Source organism: Kribbella amoyensis (assembly GCF_007828865.1).
GTDB lineage: Bacteria > Actinomycetota > Actinomycetes > Propionibacteriales > Kribbellaceae > Kribbella > Kribbella amoyensis.
The window spans coordinates 5,102,006-5,120,781 of record NZ_VIVK01000001.1 but is presented as its reverse complement, the minus strand read 5'-3'; the positions used below and the strand labels follow the sequence as shown (position 1 = coordinate 5,120,781).

Annotated in this window: 19 protein-coding genes; 4 read left to right on the top strand and 15 right to left on the bottom strand. The window is 70.9% G+C overall.

The genetic code is table 11. The features are described 5' to 3' along the window. Positions 1–111: 111 nt before the first annotated feature. The 10 genes from FB561_RS24010 to hisI all read right to left on the bottom strand — a co-directional run bounded on the left by FB561_RS24010 (position 112) and on the right by hisI (position 7,606). Positions 112–804, bottom strand: coding sequence for a DsbA family protein (locus tag FB561_RS24010; protein ID WP_238335017.1), 693 nt, complete (start codon positions 802–804; stop codon positions 112–114). A 17-nt stretch (positions 805–821) separates the two neighbouring features. Next, complete coding sequence (locus FB561_RS24005; protein ID WP_238335016.1) at positions 822–1,307, bottom strand: MauE/DoxX family redox-associated membrane protein; 486 nt, start codon at positions 1,305–1,307, stop codon at positions 822–824. Next, positions 1,304–1,966 carry an SCO family protein gene (locus FB561_RS24000; RefSeq protein WP_145810468.1) on the bottom strand — a complete coding sequence of 221 codons (663 nt, stop codon included), beginning with the start codon at positions 1,964–1,966 and terminating at the stop codon, positions 1,304–1,306. The genes FB561_RS24005 and FB561_RS24000 overlap by 4 nt, the downstream gene beginning before the upstream one ends. A gap of 7 nt (positions 1,967–1,973) precedes the next feature. Continuing rightward, positions 1,974–2,801 carry a tryptophan synthase subunit alpha gene (gene trpA, locus FB561_RS23995; protein ID WP_145810466.1) on the bottom strand — a complete coding sequence of 276 codons (828 nt, stop codon included), beginning with the start codon at positions 2,799–2,801 and terminating at the stop codon, positions 1,974–1,976. Then, entirely contained in the window at positions 2,798–4,003 is a 1,206-nt protein-coding gene (trpB, locus tag FB561_RS23990; RefSeq protein WP_145810464.1) for a tryptophan synthase subunit beta, read from the bottom strand. The genes trpA and trpB overlap by 4 nt, the downstream gene beginning before the upstream one ends. A gap of 115 nt (positions 4,004–4,118) precedes the next feature. After that, a complete protein-coding gene (trpC, locus tag FB561_RS23985) occupies positions 4,119–4,925 on the bottom strand; it encodes an indole-3-glycerol phosphate synthase TrpC (RefSeq protein ID WP_145810462.1) in 807 nt (268 codons plus the stop codon). Positions 4,926–4,940: 15 nt separating this feature from the next. Beyond that, a complete protein-coding gene (locus FB561_RS23980; RefSeq protein ID WP_145810460.1) occupies positions 4,941–5,201 on the bottom strand; it encodes an HGxxPAAW family protein in 261 nt (86 codons plus the stop codon). Positions 5,202–5,256: 55 nt separating this feature from the next. Beyond that, positions 5,257–5,787: a Trp biosynthesis-associated membrane protein gene (locus FB561_RS23975; protein WP_145810458.1), complete on the bottom strand. Its 531-nt coding sequence runs from the start codon at positions 5,785–5,787 to the stop codon at positions 5,257–5,259. Continuing rightward, the gene (locus FB561_RS23970) at positions 5,787–7,280 is read right to left on the bottom strand and encodes an anthranilate synthase component I (protein ID WP_145810456.1); all 1,494 of its coding nucleotides are present in this window, start codon (positions 7,278–7,280) and stop codon (positions 5,787–5,789) included. Before FB561_RS23970 ends, FB561_RS23975 begins: the two co-directional genes overlap by 1 nt. After that, on the bottom strand, positions 7,277–7,606 hold the full coding sequence (gene hisI, locus FB561_RS23965; protein ID WP_145810454.1) for a phosphoribosyl-AMP cyclohydrolase: 330 nt from the start codon (positions 7,604–7,606) through the stop codon (positions 7,277–7,279). The genes FB561_RS23970 and hisI overlap by 4 nt, the downstream gene beginning before the upstream one ends. Positions 7,607–7,705: 99 nt before the next feature. Between hisI and FB561_RS23960 the strand changes: the two genes are divergently transcribed. After that, positions 7,706–8,812: a dipeptidase gene (locus tag FB561_RS23960; RefSeq protein ID WP_145810452.1), complete on the top strand. Its 1,107-nt coding sequence runs from the start codon at positions 7,706–7,708 to the stop codon at positions 8,810–8,812. Positions 8,813–8,871: 59 nt separating this feature from the next. Here FB561_RS23960 and FB561_RS23955 read toward each other — a convergent pair whose 3' ends face one another. After that, positions 8,872–9,630: a GNAT family N-acetyltransferase gene (locus FB561_RS23955; protein ID WP_238335014.1), complete on the bottom strand. Its 759-nt coding sequence runs from the start codon at positions 9,628–9,630 to the stop codon at positions 8,872–8,874. Positions 9,631–10,104: 474 nt separating this feature from the next. On the opposite strand from FB561_RS23955, the gene FB561_RS23950 reads away from it, so the two are divergent. Both FB561_RS23950 and FB561_RS23940 read left to right on the top strand, forming a co-directional pair. After that, complete coding sequence (locus FB561_RS23950; protein ID WP_145810447.1) at positions 10,105–11,109, top strand: hypothetical protein; 1,005 nt, start codon at positions 10,105–10,107, stop codon at positions 11,107–11,109. Between the two features lie 1,258 nt (positions 11,110–12,367). Continuing rightward, complete coding sequence (locus tag FB561_RS23940; protein ID WP_145810442.1) at positions 12,368–12,688, top strand: Fe-S cluster assembly protein HesB; 321 nt, start codon at positions 12,368–12,370, stop codon at positions 12,686–12,688. Between the two features lie 269 nt (positions 12,689–12,957). Here FB561_RS23940 and FB561_RS23935 read toward each other — a convergent pair whose 3' ends face one another. Together FB561_RS23935 and FB561_RS23930 are read right to left on the bottom strand one after the other, a co-directional pair. After that, positions 12,958–14,754: an ABC transporter ATP-binding protein gene (locus tag FB561_RS23935; protein WP_145810440.1), complete on the bottom strand. Its 1,797-nt coding sequence runs from the start codon at positions 14,752–14,754 to the stop codon at positions 12,958–12,960. Further along, positions 14,751–16,604, bottom strand: coding sequence for an ABC transporter ATP-binding protein (locus FB561_RS23930; protein ID WP_145810439.1), 1,854 nt, complete (start codon positions 16,602–16,604; stop codon positions 14,751–14,753). Before FB561_RS23930 ends, FB561_RS23935 begins: the two co-directional genes overlap by 4 nt. A gap of 104 nt (positions 16,605–16,708) precedes the next feature. Between FB561_RS23930 and FB561_RS23925 the strand changes: the two genes are divergently transcribed. Next, entirely contained in the window at positions 16,709–17,350 is a 642-nt protein-coding gene (locus FB561_RS23925) for a TIGR03085 family metal-binding protein (protein ID WP_145810437.1), read from the top strand. A 43-nt stretch (positions 17,351–17,393) separates the two neighbouring features. Here FB561_RS23925 and FB561_RS23920 read toward each other — a convergent pair whose 3' ends face one another. Together FB561_RS23920 and FB561_RS23915 are read right to left on the bottom strand one after the other, a co-directional pair. Then, on the bottom strand, positions 17,394–18,011 hold the full coding sequence (locus FB561_RS23920; protein WP_145810435.1) for a DedA family protein: 618 nt from the start codon (positions 18,009–18,011) through the stop codon (positions 17,394–17,396). Beyond that, positions 18,008–18,775, bottom strand: a complete 768-nt coding sequence (locus FB561_RS23915) for an MBL fold metallo-hydrolase (protein WP_145810433.1) — start codon at positions 18,773–18,775, stop codon at positions 18,008–18,010. Before FB561_RS23915 ends, FB561_RS23920 begins: the two co-directional genes overlap by 4 nt. Position 18,776: the final 1 nt, after the last annotated feature.

Below are 18,776 nucleotides of genomic sequence, written 5' to 3'. Positions count from 1 at the left end.
TCGACCACCCTCCCAGGAACCACCGAACCCGTGGTCACGAAGAGGACTCGGCCCGTCACGCCGGTACCCGATCGACTCGACCGGCTACCGCCCGCGACGGGCCGGCGGTCGTCAGCTGCCGTTGGAGGCCGCCGTGACGGCGTCGGTGATGCCTTCGGGCGTGAGCTGGTCGGCCTCGAGCATCTTGCCGTTCACGAACACGGTCGGCGTGCCCTCCACCTTGCGGTCGGTCGCGGCCTGCCCGACCGACTGCAGCCAGCCGCCGTAGGCGTTGTCCTTAATCGCGGTCTCGAACTTCGCGTCGTCGATACCGAGCTGCTTGCCCAGCTCGATCAGTTGGTCGTTGGTCCAGGACTTGGCGAAGTCGGCGTACATCTCGTCGGAGTAGCTGCGCGCCTTGCCGTTCGCGGCCGCGGCGGCGAACGCGTTCGCCAGCCGGGGCGAGGAGTCCGGGTTCACGAACATCAGCGGCCAGTAGGTCAGCGTCGCGGTGCCGTCGTCGACCAGCTTGTTGATCGCCGGGCCGGCCTCGTCCTCGAAGTCCTTGCAGTGCGGGCAGCGGAAGTCCAGGTACAGGTCGATGTGGGCCTTGGCGCCCTCCTTGCCGACCGTGACGCCCTTGCCGGCCGTGCCCGGGCCGGTGATCACGGTGGGCTCGGGGTTGCCGTTCGAGCTCACCTCGACCTTGGAGTTGCTCCGCCAGTACTGCACCCCGACCCCGGCGCCGAGCGCCAGCACGAGGATGACCACGACGACGACACCGGGGCCGATCCGGCGCTTCTTCTGCGCCAGCAGCGGGTTCATGGGGGGTTTGGTCTTGCTCACGACGCGGCTACTCCTGTCGATACGTGCGGATCCGATTCGAGCGCGAACTTGCTGTGCGGGCTGAACCACAGCCAGCCCGCGAGTACCAGCAGACCGACGTCCCGCAGGATCTCCTGCAGGTACTTCGTCTGGCCGGGTGCGACCTGACCGCCGCCGCCGAAGCAGCCGCAGTCGATCGACAGACCACGAGCCCAGGCGGAGGACACCGCGGCGACGAACACCACCATGAAGAGCCCGGCGGCCAGTGCGGCCACCCGGACTCCGAAACCGACGACCAGCAGCAGGCCGATCGCCATCTCCAGGAACGGCAGGCCCCACCCCACCGGGGTCACCAGCGCCTCCGGGAGCAGCTCGTAGGCACGGACCGCCTGCGCGGCCGTCGCCGGATCGGTCACCTTCAGCGCCCCGGCCACCAGCATCACGCCGCCCAGCACCAGCCGGGCCGCCGTCGACGCCCAGGCAGGCCAGGACGACCGGCTCACTGGTTGTCCTCGACCAACTTGCCGAAGTCGTGGGCCAGATCGCCGATGGCCGCGTTCTCCAGCCACAGCACGGTCGCCTTGTCGTCGGCGCCGAAGCCGAGCGTCTGCGCGCCGTGCCCGACCTCGTACCCGCCGGACGGCAGCTTCTTCATCCCCTCGACCGGGACGCCGACCGTCTTCGCGATGTCCTTGATCTCCTCCAGCGGCCCGGTCAGCCCGACGAACGACGGGTCGAACCGGTCCAGGTACTTGCGGATCACCGCCGGGTTGTCCCGGGCCGGGTCGGTGGTGATGAACACCATCTGCACCTGGTTCCGCACCGACTCGTCCACCTTGGTCAGCGCGGAGGCGATGTCGGCCATCACGGTCGTGCAGACGTCCGGGCAGTTGGTGTACCCGAAGAACACCAGGGTGACCGGCTTCTTCGTCGAGGTGACCAGGTTGAACTCGTTGCCCCCGGTGTCGGTCAGCGACTTCGCGGGCAACGCGTACGGCCGGTCGAGCGTGGCCCCGCGCATCCCGTTCGGGTCGCCGGCCGGGGTACGGATGATCGCCCCGCCCGGGTTGTTGGGTTCTTCCTTCTGACCGCCTCCGCAGCCCGCGAGGGCCAGCAGAGCCACCGCGGCGAACAGGACGGCCGCGTTCCTGGATCGACTCACGCGCACTCTAACGATCGGCGCGCGCGCGAGGTTCCCGACGGACCCCTTCGGCGAGGCTCGCGGTGAGCTCCCGGACCCCCGCCGGACCGCCACCTGCCTCGAGCACCTTGACGAACGCGGACCCGACGATCACCGCGTCCGCGTACGCGGCGAGACCGGCCGCCTGGTCCGCGTTGGACACGCCCAGGCCGACCCCGACCGGCAACCCGGTGGCCGCCTTCGTCCGGGCGACCAGCGGCGCGGCCAGGTCGGAGGTGGACTCACGAGCGCCCGTGACACCCATCACAGCGGTCGCGTAGACGAAGCCGCGGCAGTTCGCCGTGGTCAGCGCGATCCGCTCCTCGGTCGACGACGGCGACACCAGGAACACCTTGTCCAGCTCGAACTTGTCGGCGGCCGCGATCCACTCCACGCCCTCTTCGGGGATCAGGTCGGGCGTGATCAGCCCGGCTCCCCCGGCCCCGGCCAGGTCCGCGGCGAACCGGTCCACGCCGTACCGCTCGATCGGGTTCCAGTACGTCATCACGAGCACCGGCACCTCGGAGTACGAGGCAACCTTCTCCACCGTGCTCAGCACGTCGCGGATCCGCAGCCCACCGGCCAGCGCCTGCTCGGTGGCGCGCTGGATCGTGACCCCGTCCATCACCGGGTCCGAGTACGGCAGGCCGATCTCGATCACGTCGGCGCCGCCGTCGACGAGCGCCTTGATCGCGTCCACGCCACCCTCGTACGTCGGGTAGCCGGCCGGCAGGTACCCGACCAGGGCGCCGCGGCCGGCGTCGTTCGCGGTCCGGATCGCGGCTCCGGCCTTGCCCAAGGCAACCAAGTCGCTCATGCCTTCCCGCCTTCGATCAGGCCGAACCATTCCCCGGCCGTGTCCATGTCCTTGTCGCCACGGCCGGACAGGTTGACCAGCAGCACCGCCTCGGGACCGAGCTCACGGGCGATCTCCAGCGCGCCGGCGATGGCGTGCGCGGACTCGATCGCGGGGATGATGCCCTCGGTCCTGGCCAGCAGCTTCAGCGCGTCCATCGCGGCCGCGTCGGTCGCCGGCCGGTACGTCGCCCGCCCGGTCTCCGCGAGCCACGCGTGCTCCGGACCGACGCCGGGGTAGTCCAGGCCGGCCGAGATGGAGTGCGACTCGATCGTCTGGCCGTCCTCGTCCTGCAGCAGGTACGAGCGGGCGCCGTGCAGGACACCGACCTGGCCGGCCGTGATCGTCGCGGCGTGCCGGCCGGTGTCGTACCCGTCGCCGCCGGCCTCGATGCCGTACAGCTTCACGGTGGTGTCCGGGACGAACGCGGCGAACAGGCCGATCGCGTTCGAACCGCCGCCCACACAGGCGATCGCGGCGTCCGGCAACCGGCCGAGCAGCTCGAGCGACTGGGCCCGGGCCTCGTCGCCGATGCCGCGGACGAAGTCGCGCACCATCGCCGGGAACGGGTGCCCGCCGGCCGCCGTGCCGAGCAGGTAGTGGGTGTCGTCGACGCTGGCGACCCAGTCCCGCAGGGCCTCGTTGATCGCGTCCTTCAGCGTCCGGCTGCCGGTCTTCACCGGGATCACCTCGGCGCCGAGCAGCTTCATCCGGGCCACGTTCAGCGCCTGCCGCTCGGTGTCGACCTCGCCCATGTAGACGACGCACTCGAGATCCAGGTACGCGCACGCGGTGGCGGTGGCGACGCCGTGCTGGCCGGCGCCGGTCTCGGCGATCACCCGGGTCTTGCCCATCCGCTTGGTCAGCAACGCCTGGCCGAGGACGTTGCGGACCTTGTGCGCGCCGGTGTGGTTGAGATCCTCGCGCTTGAGCAGGATCCGCGCCCCGGCGACCTCGGACAGCCGGGTCGCGTCGTACAGCAGGCTCGGCGTGCCCGCGTACTCCCGCAGCATCCGCTCGAACTCGGCGGTGAAGGCGGGATCGGCCATCGCCTCCTGCCACGCCTTGGTGAGCTCGTCGAGCGGCGCGATCAGCGCCTCCGGCATGAACCTGCCGCCGAAGCGGCCGAAGTGCCCGAGCTGGTCGGGCAGCACTACGGTCATGGTGAAGCCTTCCGTGACCCGTCGTGGGTCGAAAACCGTTCGAGCGGGCTCAACGGTCTCGTTGAACCCGCTCGTGAACCGAGTGACCCGGGTTGGAAGCGGGTCACCTCTGTTGTCAGTGGCGCTGCTGGATGGCGGGATGCGATCCCGCAGCGACCAGGTCGGCGACCGAGGAGCGGGGATCGCTGCCGGTCACCAGGGTCTCACCGACGAGGACGACATCGGCCCCGGCGCGCGCGAACTCGATTACATCATGCGGGCCACGGACGCCGGACTCCGCCACCCGGACCACGTTGGACGGGATGACCGGGGCGACCCGGGCGAAGGTGTTCCGGTCGACCTCGAGGGTCTTCAGGTTGCGGTTGTTCACGCCGATCAGCTGGGCTCCGGCGTCCACCGCACGCCGGGTCTCCTCCTCGTCGTGCACCTCGACCAGCGGGCACAGACCGATCGAGTGCGCGCGCTCGATCAGCGAGACCAGGGCCTCCTGCTCCAGCGCCGCCACGATCAGCAGCACCATGTCGGCGCCGGCCGCCCGGGCCTCCCACAGCTGGTACGAGGAGACCACGAAGTCCTTGCGCAGCACGGGAACGTCGACCCGGCCGCGGACCTCGCGCAGGTCCTCCAGGCTGCCGTTGAACCGGCGCTTCTCGGTTAGCACCGAGATCGCGGCCGCGCCGCCCTCCTCGTACTCCGAGGCGAGCGCGGCCGGATCGGCGATGTCGGCCAGCGCGCCCTTGGACGGGCTGGACCGCTTCACCTCGGCGATCACCGCGATGCCCTCGCCGCGGAACTTCGGCATCGGGTCCTTGGCGTCGGGCTTGCGGTGTGCCTCCACCTTGAGGTCGTCCAGGCTGATCCGCGCCTGGCGCTCCGCCAGGTCCTCCCGGACCCCGGCGAGGATGTCGTCAAGCACAGTCATCGAGTCGTCCGTCCGTCAGTGGTGGTCGCTGGACTTGGCGCCGAAGCCGAGCAGCTGCATCACCTTGCCGACCAGGCCGCCGACGAGGGCGATCGCGACGGAGATCCAGAACAGCACCCAGTTCGGCCCCATCACCATCGCGATGGCTCCGAGGGTGAAGCCGAGCAGCACGATCACCACGGCGGTCCAGGCCGCCGGAGTGCTTCCGTGCAGGCCGCCCGCGTGACCTTCGTCGCTCTCGAATGCCACCGGCTGATCAGCGGTCGTCTTGTCCATAGTTGGCGCCACTCCTCCTGTCGTCCCGTCCTATTGTGGCGGTAGGCCGCCGCGATCAGATCGTCGGGTCCTCACCCGCGTCGATCGCCTTCCACTGATCGGCCGGTGTGGCGGCCGGATCCCGGTCGTACTTCGCCGTCGGTCGCCGCCAGTGATGGGCCGTCGACAGCGCGATCACCCCCGCCGTGACCAGGGCCACTCCCCCGGCCAACGCGAACCACGGCGCCGGTCCCGTCGTCAGCACCACCTGGTCGGTCACGGCCTGGCTGAGCTCCGGCCGCAACCGGCTCAGCTCCTCCGCGTTCGGCCGGACCTGCAGCGCGACACCGATCGCGGCCACACCCATCAGCACGACGAGCACGGCCAGGACTCGGCGCAACGCCGTCCCGGCCAGCTTGGTGACGACGACCGCGACCAACGCGGCCAGCGCCAGCGTGACCGGGGCGCGCGTGACCGAGTACCCGCTGAACTCCACCCGGGGCCGGCCGCTGCCCGGGTCGCCGTACGACCAGTTCAGGTAGGCCGACAGCGCGAGCAGGGCCAGCGCCAGGACGGCGAGCAGATCGACCAGACGTTGTGAGCGCATCAGACCTCGGAGAACGTTCCGGCCACGGCGATCGCGTTCAGCACCGCCGCCGCCTTCGTCCGGCACTCGGCGTCCTCGGCCGCCGGGTCCGAGTCCGCCACGATGCCCGCACCGGCCTGCACGTACGCGGTCTTCCCGCGCAGGACGGCGGTACGGATCGCGATCGCGGTGTCCGCGTCACCGGCGAAGTCGAGGTAGCCGACCACCCCGCCGTACACGCCGCGTCTGGTCACCTCGAGCTTGTCGATGATCTCCATCGCGCGCGGCTTCGGCGCCCCCGACAAGGTACCGGCCGGGAACGCCGCGGTGAGCGCGTCGAAGGCGGTCTTGCCGGCCGCGAGCCGCCCGGTCACGGTCGACTCCAGGTGCATCACGTGGCTGTACCGCCGGACGTCCATGAAGTCGACCACCTCGACCGTGCCCGGCGCGCAGACCCGGCCGACGTCGTTGCGGCCGAGGTCGACCAGCATCAGGTGCTCGGCCCGCTCCTTCGCGTCGGCGCGCAGCTCCTCCTCCAGCGCGTGGTCCTCCTCCGGGGTCGCGCCACGGCGACGGGTTCCGGCGATCGGGTGCAGGATCACCTTGTTGTCGGTGACCTTGACGAGCGCCTCCGGGCTGGACCCGACGATGTCGAAGCCGTCCAGCCGGACCAGGTACATGTACGGGCTCGGGTTCGACCGGCGCAGCACCCGGTAGATGTCCAGCGCGCTCGCCGACGTCTCCAGCTCGAACCGCTGGGACACGACGATCTGGAACGCCTCGCCGGCCCGGATCTCCTCCTTGGCGTGCTCGACGGCCTCCCGGTACTCCGCGCTGGACCGCTGCCGGTGCGGCTCCGGGATCGCGGTCCGGTCCGCGCGCACCACGTACGACGGGGTGGGCTGGGCCAGGTCCTTCTCCATCGCGTCGAGCCGGCGGACCGCGTCGGCGTACGCGTCGTCCACCCGGTCGTCGGAGTCGTCCCAGTTCACCGCGTTCGCGATCAGCCAGATCTCGCCGGTCTCGTGGTCGAGCGCGGCCAGATCGGTGGCGAACAGGAACGTCAGCTCGGGCAGGCCGAGGTCGTCGACCGTTGTGTCCGGCAACTTCTCCAGCCGGCGCACCGCGTCGTACCCGAGGAAGCCGACCATGCCGCCGGTCAACGGGGGCAGGTCGGGAAGGCGCGGCGTGTGCAGGATCTCCAGCGTCTCGCGCAGCGCCCGCAACGGGTCACCGTGCTCGGGCAGGCCGACCGGCGGGTTGCCCGTCCAGACCGCCTCGCCGTTGCGTTCGGTCAGCGTCGCGGCGCTGCGGACCCCGATGAACGAGTACCGCGACCAGACGCCGCCGTTCTCCGCGGACTCGAGCAGGAAGGTGCCGGGGCGCTCGGCCGCGAGCTTGCCGTAGACCGCGATCGGCGTCTCCGCGTCGGCCAGCAGCCGGCGGGTGACCGGGATGACCCGGCGGTCCTTCGCGTACTCGCGGAAGGTCTCCAGGGACGGGCTCGTCGTCATGCCTTGACCTCGATCTCACCGTGCTCGAAGCAGCTGCGGGTCCCCTTGTGACAGGCCGGCCCTTCCTGGTCCACCAGCACCAGCAGGGTGTCGGCGTCGCAGTCGACGAGGATCTGCTTCACGTGCTGGCGATGACCGCTGGTCTCGCCCTTCACCCAGTACTCCTGCCGGCTGCGGGACCAGAACGTACTCCGGCCGGTGGCCGCGGTCCGGCGGACGGCTTCGGCGTCCATCCAGCCGACCATCAGGACCTCGCGGGTGTCGTACTGCTGCACCACGGCCGGGATCAGCCCGGCCGCGTCGAACGTCAGCTCCTCGATACTCACGGGCCCATTGTCGCCGATCGGTGTCGCGGTCCCGACCAGCAGGGTGACGGCTCGACGGGCACGGCAGCGCCGAACCCGCGAGCCTGACAGGATGAGCGGATGACGACGAGCGTTGCCCGGGTGCAGACCCTGCTGCAGGACCATCCGCTGATCGACGGCCACAACGACCTGCCGATCGCCTTTCACGAGCTCTGCGACTACGACCTGGACGCGGTCGACCTGAGCATCTCGGTGCCGAAGCTGCACACCGACCTGCCCCGGCTCCGGCTCGGCCAGGTGGCGGCCCAGTTCTGGTCGCTGTGGGTGCCGCAGGACGACGACGCGGTCCGGCGCACGTTCGAGCAGATCGACTTCGTCCGGCGGTTCGTCGCACGGTTCCCGGACTCGCTCGCGCTCACCCCCACCGCCGACGACGTGGAGGCCGCGTTCAAGGACCGGCGGATCGGCTCGCTGATGGGGATGGAGGGCGGGCACTCGATCGGCGAGTCGCTCGGCGTGCTCCGGATCATGCGCGAGCTCGGCGTCCGGTACATGACACTGACCCACAACAACAACGTCTCCTGGGCCGACTCGGCGACCGACGAACCGGTGCTCGGCGGGCTGAACGAGTTCGGCGAGCAGGTCGTCGCGGAGATGAACCGGCTCGGCATGCTCGTCGACCTGTCGCACGTCTCCGCCGACACGATGCGGCACGCGCTCCGCGTCACCACGGCGCCGGTGATCTTCAGCCACTCCTCGGCCCGCGCCGTCTGCGACGTTCCGCGGAACGTCCCGGACGACGTGCTGCGGACGCTCAGCGGAAACGGCGGCGTCTGCATGGTCACGTTCGTCCCGTACTTCGTCTCGCAGCCGTTCGTCGACTGGGTGGCCGGGGCGCGCGCGGCGTACCCCGACCTCGACCCGCTGCGCCCGGCCGACCAGAAGAAGCTGAAGACCGAGTACGACGTACCGCGGCCACAGGTCACCGTGGACGACGTGGTGGCGCACGTCGAGCACGTCCGCGAGGTGGCCGGCATCGACCACATCGGCCTCGGCGGCGACTACGACGGCTGCCCGCAGTTCCCGATCGGGCTGAGCGACGTCGCGACGTACCCGACCCTGTTCCGCGCCCTGGCCGATCGCGGCTGGTCCGACCCCGAGCTCGCGAAACTTGCCGGCGGCAACATCCTCCGCGTCCTCCGCGCCGCCGACGAGGCCTCCGCGTAGTTCCAGGGAACCTCGGGTCATGCGGCCGCCCGGCGGCACCGTGGTGTCGCCGGGTCGGCTCAGCCCTTCCGGACCAGGTCGCGCGTCTCGGGCAGCGGCGCGAACCCGGCCGCGCGGTACGTGGCGACCGCGCCGACGTTGAAGCTCGGCGTACAGACCACCGCAGTCGACGCCCCGAGCTCCCGCAACATCGCCGCCGCGGCCACCGTGATCGCGCGGCCGTACCCGTGACCGCGATGCGCGCGGTGCACCCCCATCGGCTCGATCAACCCAGGCTTCCCCCGCCCCGCGGACCACACGGTCACCCCGGCCACCGCAGTACCGTCGCCGTCGCGCCCCAGCAGGCACCGCGCCCCCGCGTACGGAGTCCCGGCCGCCATCGCCTGCCAACGCTCGTCGGTGAACGTGGACCCGTCGAACGAAGCCCGCTGCACCGCGGTCCGTTCGGCCGAGGTCGCCGGTGTCACCGGCTCCACCCGCATCCCCGAATCCTCGACCGGCTCGGTCAGATCCCGGCGCAGCGGCGTCCACGGCTCGTCGAGGTCCCACCCCTCCTTGAACAACAGGTCCTGCACCCGCGAACCCATCGGGGCCTCGACGTACACCTTCCCCTCGATCAGCACCCCACGCTCCGGATCAGCGCAGTCCGCCGCAAGCACCCGCGCGAACTCCTCGTCCTGCTGCAACTCGGGCGCGATCGCGATCCGCACCAGATCAGGCTCGTCCAACATCCCGACCGCCCCGATCACCCCGTCCACCCGCCAAGTCCGCACCGCACCAGCAGTCCGCTCGACCCCGAACCGCCAGTACCACCCCAAGTCCCCAGGATGCAGCTGCACCGACCCCCGATCCCCCTGCCAGTCCCCCAACACCCCCACAACCTCCGCCAACCCACCGACACCAGGCGTCCCCAACTCGATCCTCATCCCCCGATCCCACACCACCCCATCGACAATCCGCACCCGAGTTTCCCCAGACCCACCCCCGCGCCCTCGCGCCCCCGCGCCCCCCGCGCCCCCGCGCCCCCGCGCGCCCCGCGCCCTCGCGCGCCCCGTGCCCGGCGCGCTCGTGCCCGGCGCGCTCGTGACCCCGCGCAGCGCCCCGGCAGCCACCTCCACTTTGAGCACCCATCGGTCACCCGTCCCCGACTTTGGGCACGCATCAGCCAAACTCAGCCTCAGATCGTGACTGGCCCGCGCACAAAGAGCTGCGCATCAGGTGAATCCACGCGGCTTGTCCACAGACGCGAGAAGGGTGCGTGGCGGGCAGTGGAACGACGGCACATTGCCCGTGTGGATCGACTGGATACAACAACGCGGGCGCTCGTCGTCACCGCGGCCCAAGCACCGCGCCGCCGCCACGAACTGCGGGCAGCCGGCCTGGAGGATCACGACCTGCGCCGACTGGTCCGGCGCGGCCACCTGCACCACGTCAACCGGTACTACCTCGACGGCACGACCGACCCCGAATGGGCCCGCCTCGCCTGCCTCCAAGCGGCGTACCCAGGATCCGTACTCAGCCACCTCAGCGCGGCTCGTCTGGCCAACCTGAGGTACTGGGTGGAGGCGCAACGTCCGGACGCGCCGCCGGCCAACGCGGTCTGGCTCACCCGTCGGCCGACCGCGACACGCAATCACTACCGCCCAGACGTGGTACTCCGCCGCGCGGGCCTCGTGAAAGGCGACCTCGACCAACGCGGCATTCTCCGCCGAACCACCGACGCGAGAACCGTCGTCGACCTGGCGCGGGAGCTACCCGTCCAGGAAGCGCTCGTCACGGTCGACCACGCCCTCCGACTCGGTACGTCGATGGCCGACCTCGACGCCGTCCTCACCCGGCAACGACGCTGGCCGGGCATCCAACGCGCCCGCCGCACGATCGCGCTAGGCGACCCGCGCGCAGAGTCGGCCCTCGAATCCATCGCCCGCGCCGTGTTCGATTCAGCCAAGCTCCCTCGCCCGATCCTGCAGGCGAGATTCGGCGACGGGATCGACTGGATGCCCGAACGCGTCGACTTCTGGTGGCCCCAGTTCCGCACCATCGCCGAGGCGGACGGCCTGGCGAAGTACGAAGCCGAGACCGCACCCGAAAGACGAGCCCTCCTCCGCCGCGCCCATCTCCGCGACCAACGCCTCGCCGACCTCGGCGTGGAACTCCTCCACTTCGGCTGGGAAGACCTCGTCAACGAACCCCACCACCTCGTCCACCGCCTCAAAGCAGCCTTCACCCGAGGCCAGAACCGCCCCGACCCCCAACCCCACTGGACCACCGCACCCCCACCCGTCCCCCGCCCCTAGCTCCTCACCTACCCCGCCCATAGCCCGACCTCCACGCGTAGCTCTTTATCTCCACGCAGCTCGCCGCCTCCACACGAGTCCGCCAACGTCCGTCCAACCCAGCCGCGTAGCTCTCCACCCTCGGGCCACCTCCCAGAGACCACCCGCACCCGACACCTCCCTCGCGCCGCTCGTCCCTCGGCCCGCCAACCCCGGCCCCGCTCGTCCCTCGGTCCGCGCATCCCCCGGCCCCGCCCGTCCCTCGGCCCTCGCATCCCTCGGCCCCGCTCGTCCCTCGGCCCGCGCATCCAGCGGCCCGCTCCCCCCGGCCCGCCCGGCCGACGCTCCGCTTGCCCCAATCGACTTTGTGCACGCACCACACACCACCAGCAGCCCACCGCAACCAGCACGCGCACAAAGTCGCCGACCAACGCGACCTCGTGCACCCACCGACCACGACGTACACGCTCACCTGACCGAGACGTACACAAGGTCCACCAGCCGGCCGGGGATGCCGACCGAGCCCCGGGGCAGCAAGACGCCCAAGCGAGGAGCGACTTTGTGCACACGCCGCCCAGCGCCAATGGCCCCTAGCGACCAATCGGCGCACAAGGTCGCAGGCCGGCGCGACTTTGTGCGGCCACCGACCGCGGGGTACGCGATCACGTGGCTGATGGGCGCACAAAGACCGACCGCACCGGCGGGCATCGCGCTGCCGGAAACACCGTTCGACGGACAGTCCCCGCTGCCGGCCTCGTCGCCGCATGAGGCCTTCAGTCGCGCAGGTGACCACGTCGTTGGCGGGGCGTCCGCCCGCTTCAGGAGTGACTTTGTGCGCGTACTGGTCAGTGGCTGGGGTGGTGCGGTGGCTGGAGTGCACGAAGTCGGCTGGGGCGCGGGAGCGGTGGTTGGCGTGCGCACAAAGTCGGCTGGGGCGCGGGAGCGGTGGTTGGCGTGCGCACAAAGTCGGCTGGGGCGCGGGAGCGGTGGTTGGCGTGTGCACAAAGTCACTCGGGGCGGTCTCAGGTGGTCCGGGGGCGGGCCGTGGAGCGGGGCCCGGATGGCGTGAGACGCGGGGTGGATGGGTCGGTGATGCGGGGTGGATGGGTTGGTGATGCGGGGTGGATGGGTCGGTGATGCGGGGTGGGGTTGGGGTGAGGCCGGGGCGGGTTCAGTGCGTTCGGACCGGGCTGTGTCGAGGGTTGGGATGGGGACGTTTGGGGGTTGGGGGATCGGGCACGGGGCTGGCTCACCGTGTTGATCGATACGAGGAGTAGTTGTGCTGACGTTGACGGAGAACGCGACTCTGGTGATCAAGAGCATCACGGGCGTCGACGGGGCGCCGGAAGGAGCTGGGGTGCGGATCTCGCAGGAGAATCCGGCCGACCCGGCGCTGGCGGTGACCACGACCGAGGCGCCGAAGCCGGGCGACCAGGTGGTCGAGGAGGCCGGGGCCCGGGTGTTCCTGGAGCAGAACGCCGCCCAGACCCTGGACGACAAGATCCTGGACGCGGCGGTGGACGACAAGGGTGGTGTCGAGTTCCTCCTCGTGCCGCAGCCCGGCGCCGGTCAGGAGAACGGAGCCGCACCGACTCCGTGAGTTCGGCCTGACGTGACCGCGCGGCGCCGCCGGGCGGTTACTCCGTGGTGATGCCTTGAGCAATCGCTGCGTGATGGCGTGAAGCGTTCGGCGCAGCTGGGTTCCTAGTTGCACAGGCTGGGCGCGCTGCCTCACCAGTGCGCCCTTGCGAGGCTGACAGGCGGGTCGGGGCCCCTTTCCTCCCTCCCCGGCCCGCCTGTTGCCTGTCCGCTCTCAGCCCGCACAACGCCGGGCTCCGCGGTCAACCCGCACAACGCCGGGCTCAGATGTCAACCCGCGGAGCGCTGGGCGATCCAGGATGCGTGGAGTCTGGTGTAGACGCCGCCCTGGTTGACCAGGTCGGCGTGCGTACCTCTCTCGACGACCCGGCCCTGGTCGAACACGAGCACCTCGTCGGCGGCCTCGGCCGTGGACAGCCGGTGCGCGATCGTGACCGACGTACGCCCTGCCATCAGCCGTTCGAGGGCGGCGTTCACGCGGACCTCGGTGCCCGGGTCGACCGCGGAGGTGGCCTCGTCGAGGACCAGCAGATCCGGGTCGGCGATGTTCGCGCGGACCAGGGCGACCAGCTGCCGTTCGCCGGCCGACAGAGACTCGCCGCGCTGGCCGACCGGGGAGTTCAGGCCGTCGGGCAGTGACTCCAGCCAATCGGTCAGGCCGAGCGACTCGAACGCGGTGAGCAACTCCTCGTCGGTCACCTCGGGCCGGCCGAAGCGGACGTTCTCGGCCAGCGTCGAGTCGAACAGGTACCCGTCCTGCGGCACCATCACGACGCGTTCCCGCAACGAGCTGAACGCGATCCGCCGGGCATCGACTCCGTCCAGCAGCACCGCCCCCGTACTCGGATCCATCAACCGGGTCAGCAGCTTCGCGAACGTGGTCTTGCCCGAACCCGTCTCCCCGACCACGGCGACGCGGCGATGGGGTTCGAGCCGGACGTCGACCTCTCGCAGGACGAGCTCGCCCTCCGGGTACGCGAAGTGCACGTCGTCGAACTCGACCGTGATCGGGCCGCGGTCCTGCACCGTCCCGTCCTTGCCCGGGTCGACCACGTCGGCCGGGGTCGCGATCACCCCGAGGACGCGGCGCCAGCCGGCGAAGGCGCTCTGCGCGTCGGTGAGGACCTGGGTCGCGATCTGCACCGGGTCGGAGAACAACGCGACCAGGAACATGAAGGCCAGGATCTCGCCGAGCGTCGCGTTACCGTCCACACCGAGCAGGACGCCGGCCGTGAGGACGCCCGCGTTCGCCAGGCCCGCGGCGAGACCGCCGATCGAGAAGGTGATCCCGGTGATCGCCTGGGCCCGGGTCGCGGTCCGGCGGTAGTCCTCGATCGAGGCGTCGATCCGCTGCTGGGTGCGCCGCTCGATCGCGTACGCCCGGACCACCTGCGCGCCGACGACCGGCTCGGCGATCGCGGACAGCATCTCGCCGACCTTCGCCCGGACCACGCCGTACGCGGCGGACATCTTGCGCTGCAGGAACCGCAGACTGGCGAACAACGGCACGAAGCACAGCAGGACGACCAGGGCGAGCTGCCAGGAGTAGATGAACATCACCACGGTCGCCAGCAGCATCTGCCCGAGGCTGACCAGGAAGATGAACCCGCCGAACTGCAGGAACTGCGACACCGTGTCGACATCCGACGTCACCCGGCTGACCAGCGCACCCCGGCGCTCGGTGCTCTGGGTCAGCACCGGCAGGTCGTGGACGTGCCGGAACGCCTTGATCCGCATCGTCGCCAGGCCGCTCTCGGAGTTGATCGCGAGCCGCACGGTGGTGAGATACGAGGCGACGCCGGTGACCAGGATCCCGGCCACGCAGGCCAGGCACATCCAGGCGACGAACGCCATGTCCGGGCCGCCGGGACCCGACAGCCCCTTGTCGATGGTCTGCTGGACCGCGATCGGGATGACGATCCGGCCGGCCGTCATGGTCAGCGCGAGCAGGCCGGTGACGACCCAGCCGCGGCCGAGTTCGGGCGAGACCCGCAGGCCCTGCCGTAGCGTCTCCATCCCACCGGCGTCGTCACCGTGGTCGAGCCGGGTGGCCTCTGCGGCGCTCACGCGGACGCTCCTTCCGAGTCGAGGTCGTCGAGTTCGGCGGCCAGGTCGGCCTCCTCCTCGCGGCGGGCCGCGTCCTTCTCGTACGCGTCGACGAGATCGCGGTACGCCGGGGTGGACCGCTGCAGGTCGAGGTGGGTCCCCTGCGCCGCGATCCGGCCCTCGTCGACGAACAGCACCTCGTCGGCGAGCGAGATGGTCGCCTTCCGGTACGCGATCACCAGGACGGTCGTGGCCGCGTCCTCGCCCTGGACCGCGCTGCGCAGGCCGGCCAGGATCCGGGCCTCGACCTGCGGGTCCACGGCGCTGGTCGCGTCGTCGAGGATGAGCAGCCGTGGCCGCCGGACCAGGGCCCGGGCGAGCGCGATCCGCTGCCGCTGGCCGCCGGACAGCGACGTACCGCGCTCCCCCACCTTGGTGTCCAGGCCGTCCGGCAGCGTCTTCACGAAGCCGTCGCCCTGCGCGACCCGGAGGGCGTCCCAGACCTCGTCGTCGCTGTAGTCGGCGCCGAGCGTGACGTTGCCGCGGATCGTGTCGTCGAACAGGAACGCGGTCTGCGCCACCAGCGCGACCGAGCCGGCCAGCTCGTCCCGGGCCAACTCGCGCAGGTCGAGCCCGTCGACCTTGACGGCGCCCTCCTCCGGGTCGACCAGCCGGGTCAGCAACGTGGTGAGCGTGGACTTGCCGGCCCCGGTCGGACCGACGACGGCGACCGTCCGGCCGGGCTCCACGGTGAAGTCGACCCCGGCGAGTACGTCGCGCTCGGGCAGGTACCCGAACCGCACGTCGGTGACCTCGAGCCGGGCCGCCTTGGCCGAGGTCAGCTTCTCCTCGCCGTACTCCATGCCGCCTTCCGCGGTCAGCACGCGCTGGACCCGGTCCCAGCCGACGACCGAGCGCGGCAGCTCACCGAGGACCCAGCCGAGCGCGCGGATCGGGAAGCCGATCAGCGTGAACAGGAACGCGACCTGGACGACGTCACCGGCCTCGGCATCGCCCGACTTCACCCGGGCGACACCGACCAGCAGCACGATCAGGATGCCGATCCGGGGCAGGCTGTCGATCACCGGGTCGAAGACGCCGCGGGCCTTGTTCACCGCGATGTTGGCCTCGCGCAGCTCGTGGGTCGGGACCGTGAAGCGCTCGGTCTCGGCGGCTTCCCGGCCCAGCGTCTTCACCACCAGGGCGCCGTCGAACGACTCGTGCGCGACCTCGGACACATCCGCGCGCAACTCCTGAGCACGGGTGGCCAGCGGCTGGAGAACGCGCTGGAAGAACACATTGGCGACGAAGACGAGCGGGAAGATCAGGCAGCCGACCAGGGCCAGCCAGACATCGGCCGCGAACATCGCGACGGTGGCGAAGGCAAGCATCGCGATCACGCCGACCGCCATCGGCAGCGGGGCGATCGGGTACCAGGTCGACTCGACGTCGGCGTTCGCGTTGGACAGCAGCATCCCGGTCGGGTGCTTGTGGTGCCACTCCAGCGGGAGTTTCAGGTACTGCCGGGTGACGCGGCGGCGGTACGTGGCCTGCAGCCGGAACTGCATCACGCCGGCCCCGATCCGCCGGCCGACCACGCCGATCGCGCGCAGCACGGCGATGCCGAGGAACAGCGAGATCAGCCCCGCGACCGCGCCGAAGGTGGTATCACCCCGCTCCAGCGCCGGCCGGATCACATGGTCGGTCGCCCAGCCGAGCGCCCAGCCGTCGGCCACCGTCATCGCGCCGTACAGCATGCTCGCGAGCACCGACAGCGCGAAGATCCAGGGTTCCTCGTAGATCGCGACCCGCAGGACAGCGAACCCGCGCCGGGTCACGCTCCCCTTGCTGGGAACTTTCGGCAGCGGCACGCGGCGCACATCCTTCGAAGACGAACCTGTCAGGGGCGAGAGCCAGGCACGAGCCTGACAACGCTGACATTCTGCCATTCGACTCCGACAACTACGATCGAGTTGTGACCGACTACAGCCGGGTAGAACGTCTTGCTCTTTGTGACCTCTTCGAGAGGCTCGGGCCTGACCAGCCGACACTGTGCGAGGGGTGGACCACGTACGACCTCGCGGTGCATCTGCAGGTCCGGGAGGCGGATCCACTGGCCGGGCCGGGGATCATGATTCCGGCTCTGTCGGACACCACCGAGCGGCGGATGGCGCAGGCCAAGGCGCGGTACTCGTTCGCCGAGATCGTCGAGAAGGTCCGCACCGGGCCGCCGACGTTCTCGATCTACTCGTTCCCGAAGCTCGGTCACCAGCTGAACACCACCGAGTACTTCGTGCACCACGAGGACGTCCGCCGGGCGCAGCCCGAGTACGAGCCGCGCGCGCTGCCCGCCGACCAGCAGGACGCGCTGTGGAAGCAGGTCCGGCTGGCCGCGAAGTCGATGACCCGGAAGGCGCCGAGCGGACTGGTCCTGCGGACACCGGACGGCCGCGAATCGGTCGCGAAGAAGCCGACCGCGGCCGGGTCCGTCACGGTGACCGGTGAACCGGCCGAGCTGCTGCTGTTCTGCTTCGGCCGGCAGACGGTCGCCCAGGTCGACCTGGACGGCGACGCCGAGATCGTCGAGCGACTGAGGTCCACCTCGTTCGGCGTCTGAGGCCGGCTCCGAAGCTCCACGTCCGGGGCCGGCTCCGCAAGCTCTACTCCGTGTCGGTGACCGGCTCGTCGGTCGGGTTCGGTCCGCCGGCCCGCCGCTTCCGGGCGCGCTGGACCAGGCTGCTGATCAGCGTCACCAGCAGCACCAGCACGATCGCCGCCACCACGCCCTGCCACGGGTCGTCGAACAGCGCGTACCCGAGCAGCCCGATCGCCATGTAGACCGCCGCCCACAACGCCGACGCGGTCAGGTCGACCACAGCGAACCGGCGCCACGGGTACCCCGCGAGCCCGGCCGCGAGCAGGACGGGCACCCGGCCGCCAGGGATCAGCCGGGACGTCAGCAACACGGTGACCTCGTGATCGGCCAGGCGCAGGCGCAGACTCTCCAGCGACGCGTTCTCCCGGAGCCAGCCGACCCGCTTGGCCAGCGTCTCCCCGCCCGCCCGGCACCCGGCGTACACGATCAGGTCGCCGAGGTACGCCCCGAAGGCGCCCGCGATCAGTACGCCGACGAGACCGATCGGGTTGTGGTGGGACGCGAGCACCGCACCCGCCGAGACGGCCGCCCCGGTCGGCAGGACCGGCAGGACCGCACCGACCAGGACCGCTCCCGCCAACACGATCAGGTACCACAGGTCGAAGCGTGGCTCACCGGTCATCGGTGCACCACCTCGGTCGATTCGCCGGGCACCAGCAACTCCACTCTCACGGCGGGATCCACCGCGGTCATCTCCTCCTTGAACCGCTCCCCCGGCGGCAGGAACAACTCCGGCTTCAGCCAGTCGCACCCGATCGGCCAGAACGTCCCGAAGTGCACCGGGACCGCGACCCGCGCACCGACCCGGCTGACGGCCTCGGCCGCCCGCGGCGGATCCAGGTGGCCCGGACCGAGCGACGGCCCCCAGCCACCGACCGGGACCAGCGCGAGGTCGACCGGACCCACCTCGGCCGCGAGCCCGTCGAACAACCCGGTGTCCCCGGCGAACCAGACACTCGGCGACCCCTCGACCCGGTACCCGAGCGCGGGCCCGGCGTAGGAGGACCAGGGCAGCCGGCGGCCGTCGTGCTGCGCGGTCACCGCGGTCAGCTCGAGCCCGCCGATCCGTACTTGGTTGCCGGGAGCAACCTCGATGCAGCGGTCCGCGATCGCCTTGCCGCAGTCGTTCTCGATCAGCTTGGCGGCGCCCCGGGGGACGATCAACGCGGCACCCGGCGCGACCAGCGGCAGCGAGGTGAGGTGCAGGTGGTCGGCGTGCAGGTGCGAGACCAGGACGGCGTCGCACTCGGCCGCTTCGGGCAGCGGGGCCGGACCGCGACGGCGGCGCAGGTGGGCGATCCGCGAGGTCAGTACGGGGTCGGTGAGCAGCCTGGTGCCGTTCTCCTCGATCGTGGTCGTGCTGTGCCCCCACCAGGTGATCCGCACG

Excerpts from the sequence above, each read along its gene's own strand:
- trpA (WP_145810466.1), bottom strand. The coding sequence starts at position 2,801 with ATGAGCGACTTGGTTGCCTTGGGCAAGGCCGGAGCCGCGATCCGGACC.
- trpB (WP_145810464.1), bottom strand. The coding sequence starts at position 4,003 with ATGACCGTAGTGCTGCCCGACCAGCTCGGGCACTTCGGCCGCTTCGGC.
- FB561_RS23975 (WP_145810458.1), bottom strand. The coding sequence starts at position 5,787 with ATGCGCTCACAACGTCTGGTCGATCTGCTCGCCGTCCTGGCGCTGGCC.
- FB561_RS23960 (WP_145810452.1), top strand. The coding sequence starts at position 7,706 with ATGACGACGAGCGTTGCCCGGGTGCAGACCCTGCTGCAGGACCATCCG.
- FB561_RS23920 (WP_145810435.1), bottom strand. The coding sequence starts at position 18,011 with ATGACCGGTGAGCCACGCTTCGACCTGTGGTACCTGATCGTGTTGGCG.
- FB561_RS23970 (WP_145810456.1), bottom strand. The coding sequence starts at position 7,280 with ATGACGACGAGCCCGTCCCTGGAGACCTTCCGCGAGTACGCGAAGGAC.
- trpC (WP_145810462.1), bottom strand. The coding sequence starts at position 4,925 with ATGACTGTGCTTGACGACATCCTCGCCGGGGTCCGGGAGGACCTGGCG.
- FB561_RS24010 (WP_238335017.1), bottom strand. The coding sequence starts at position 804 with ATGAACCCGCTGCTGGCGCAGAAGAAGCGCCGGATCGGCCCCGGTGTC.
- FB561_RS23980 (WP_145810460.1), bottom strand. The coding sequence starts at position 5,201 with ATGGACAAGACGACCGCTGATCAGCCGGTGGCATTCGAGAGCGACGAA.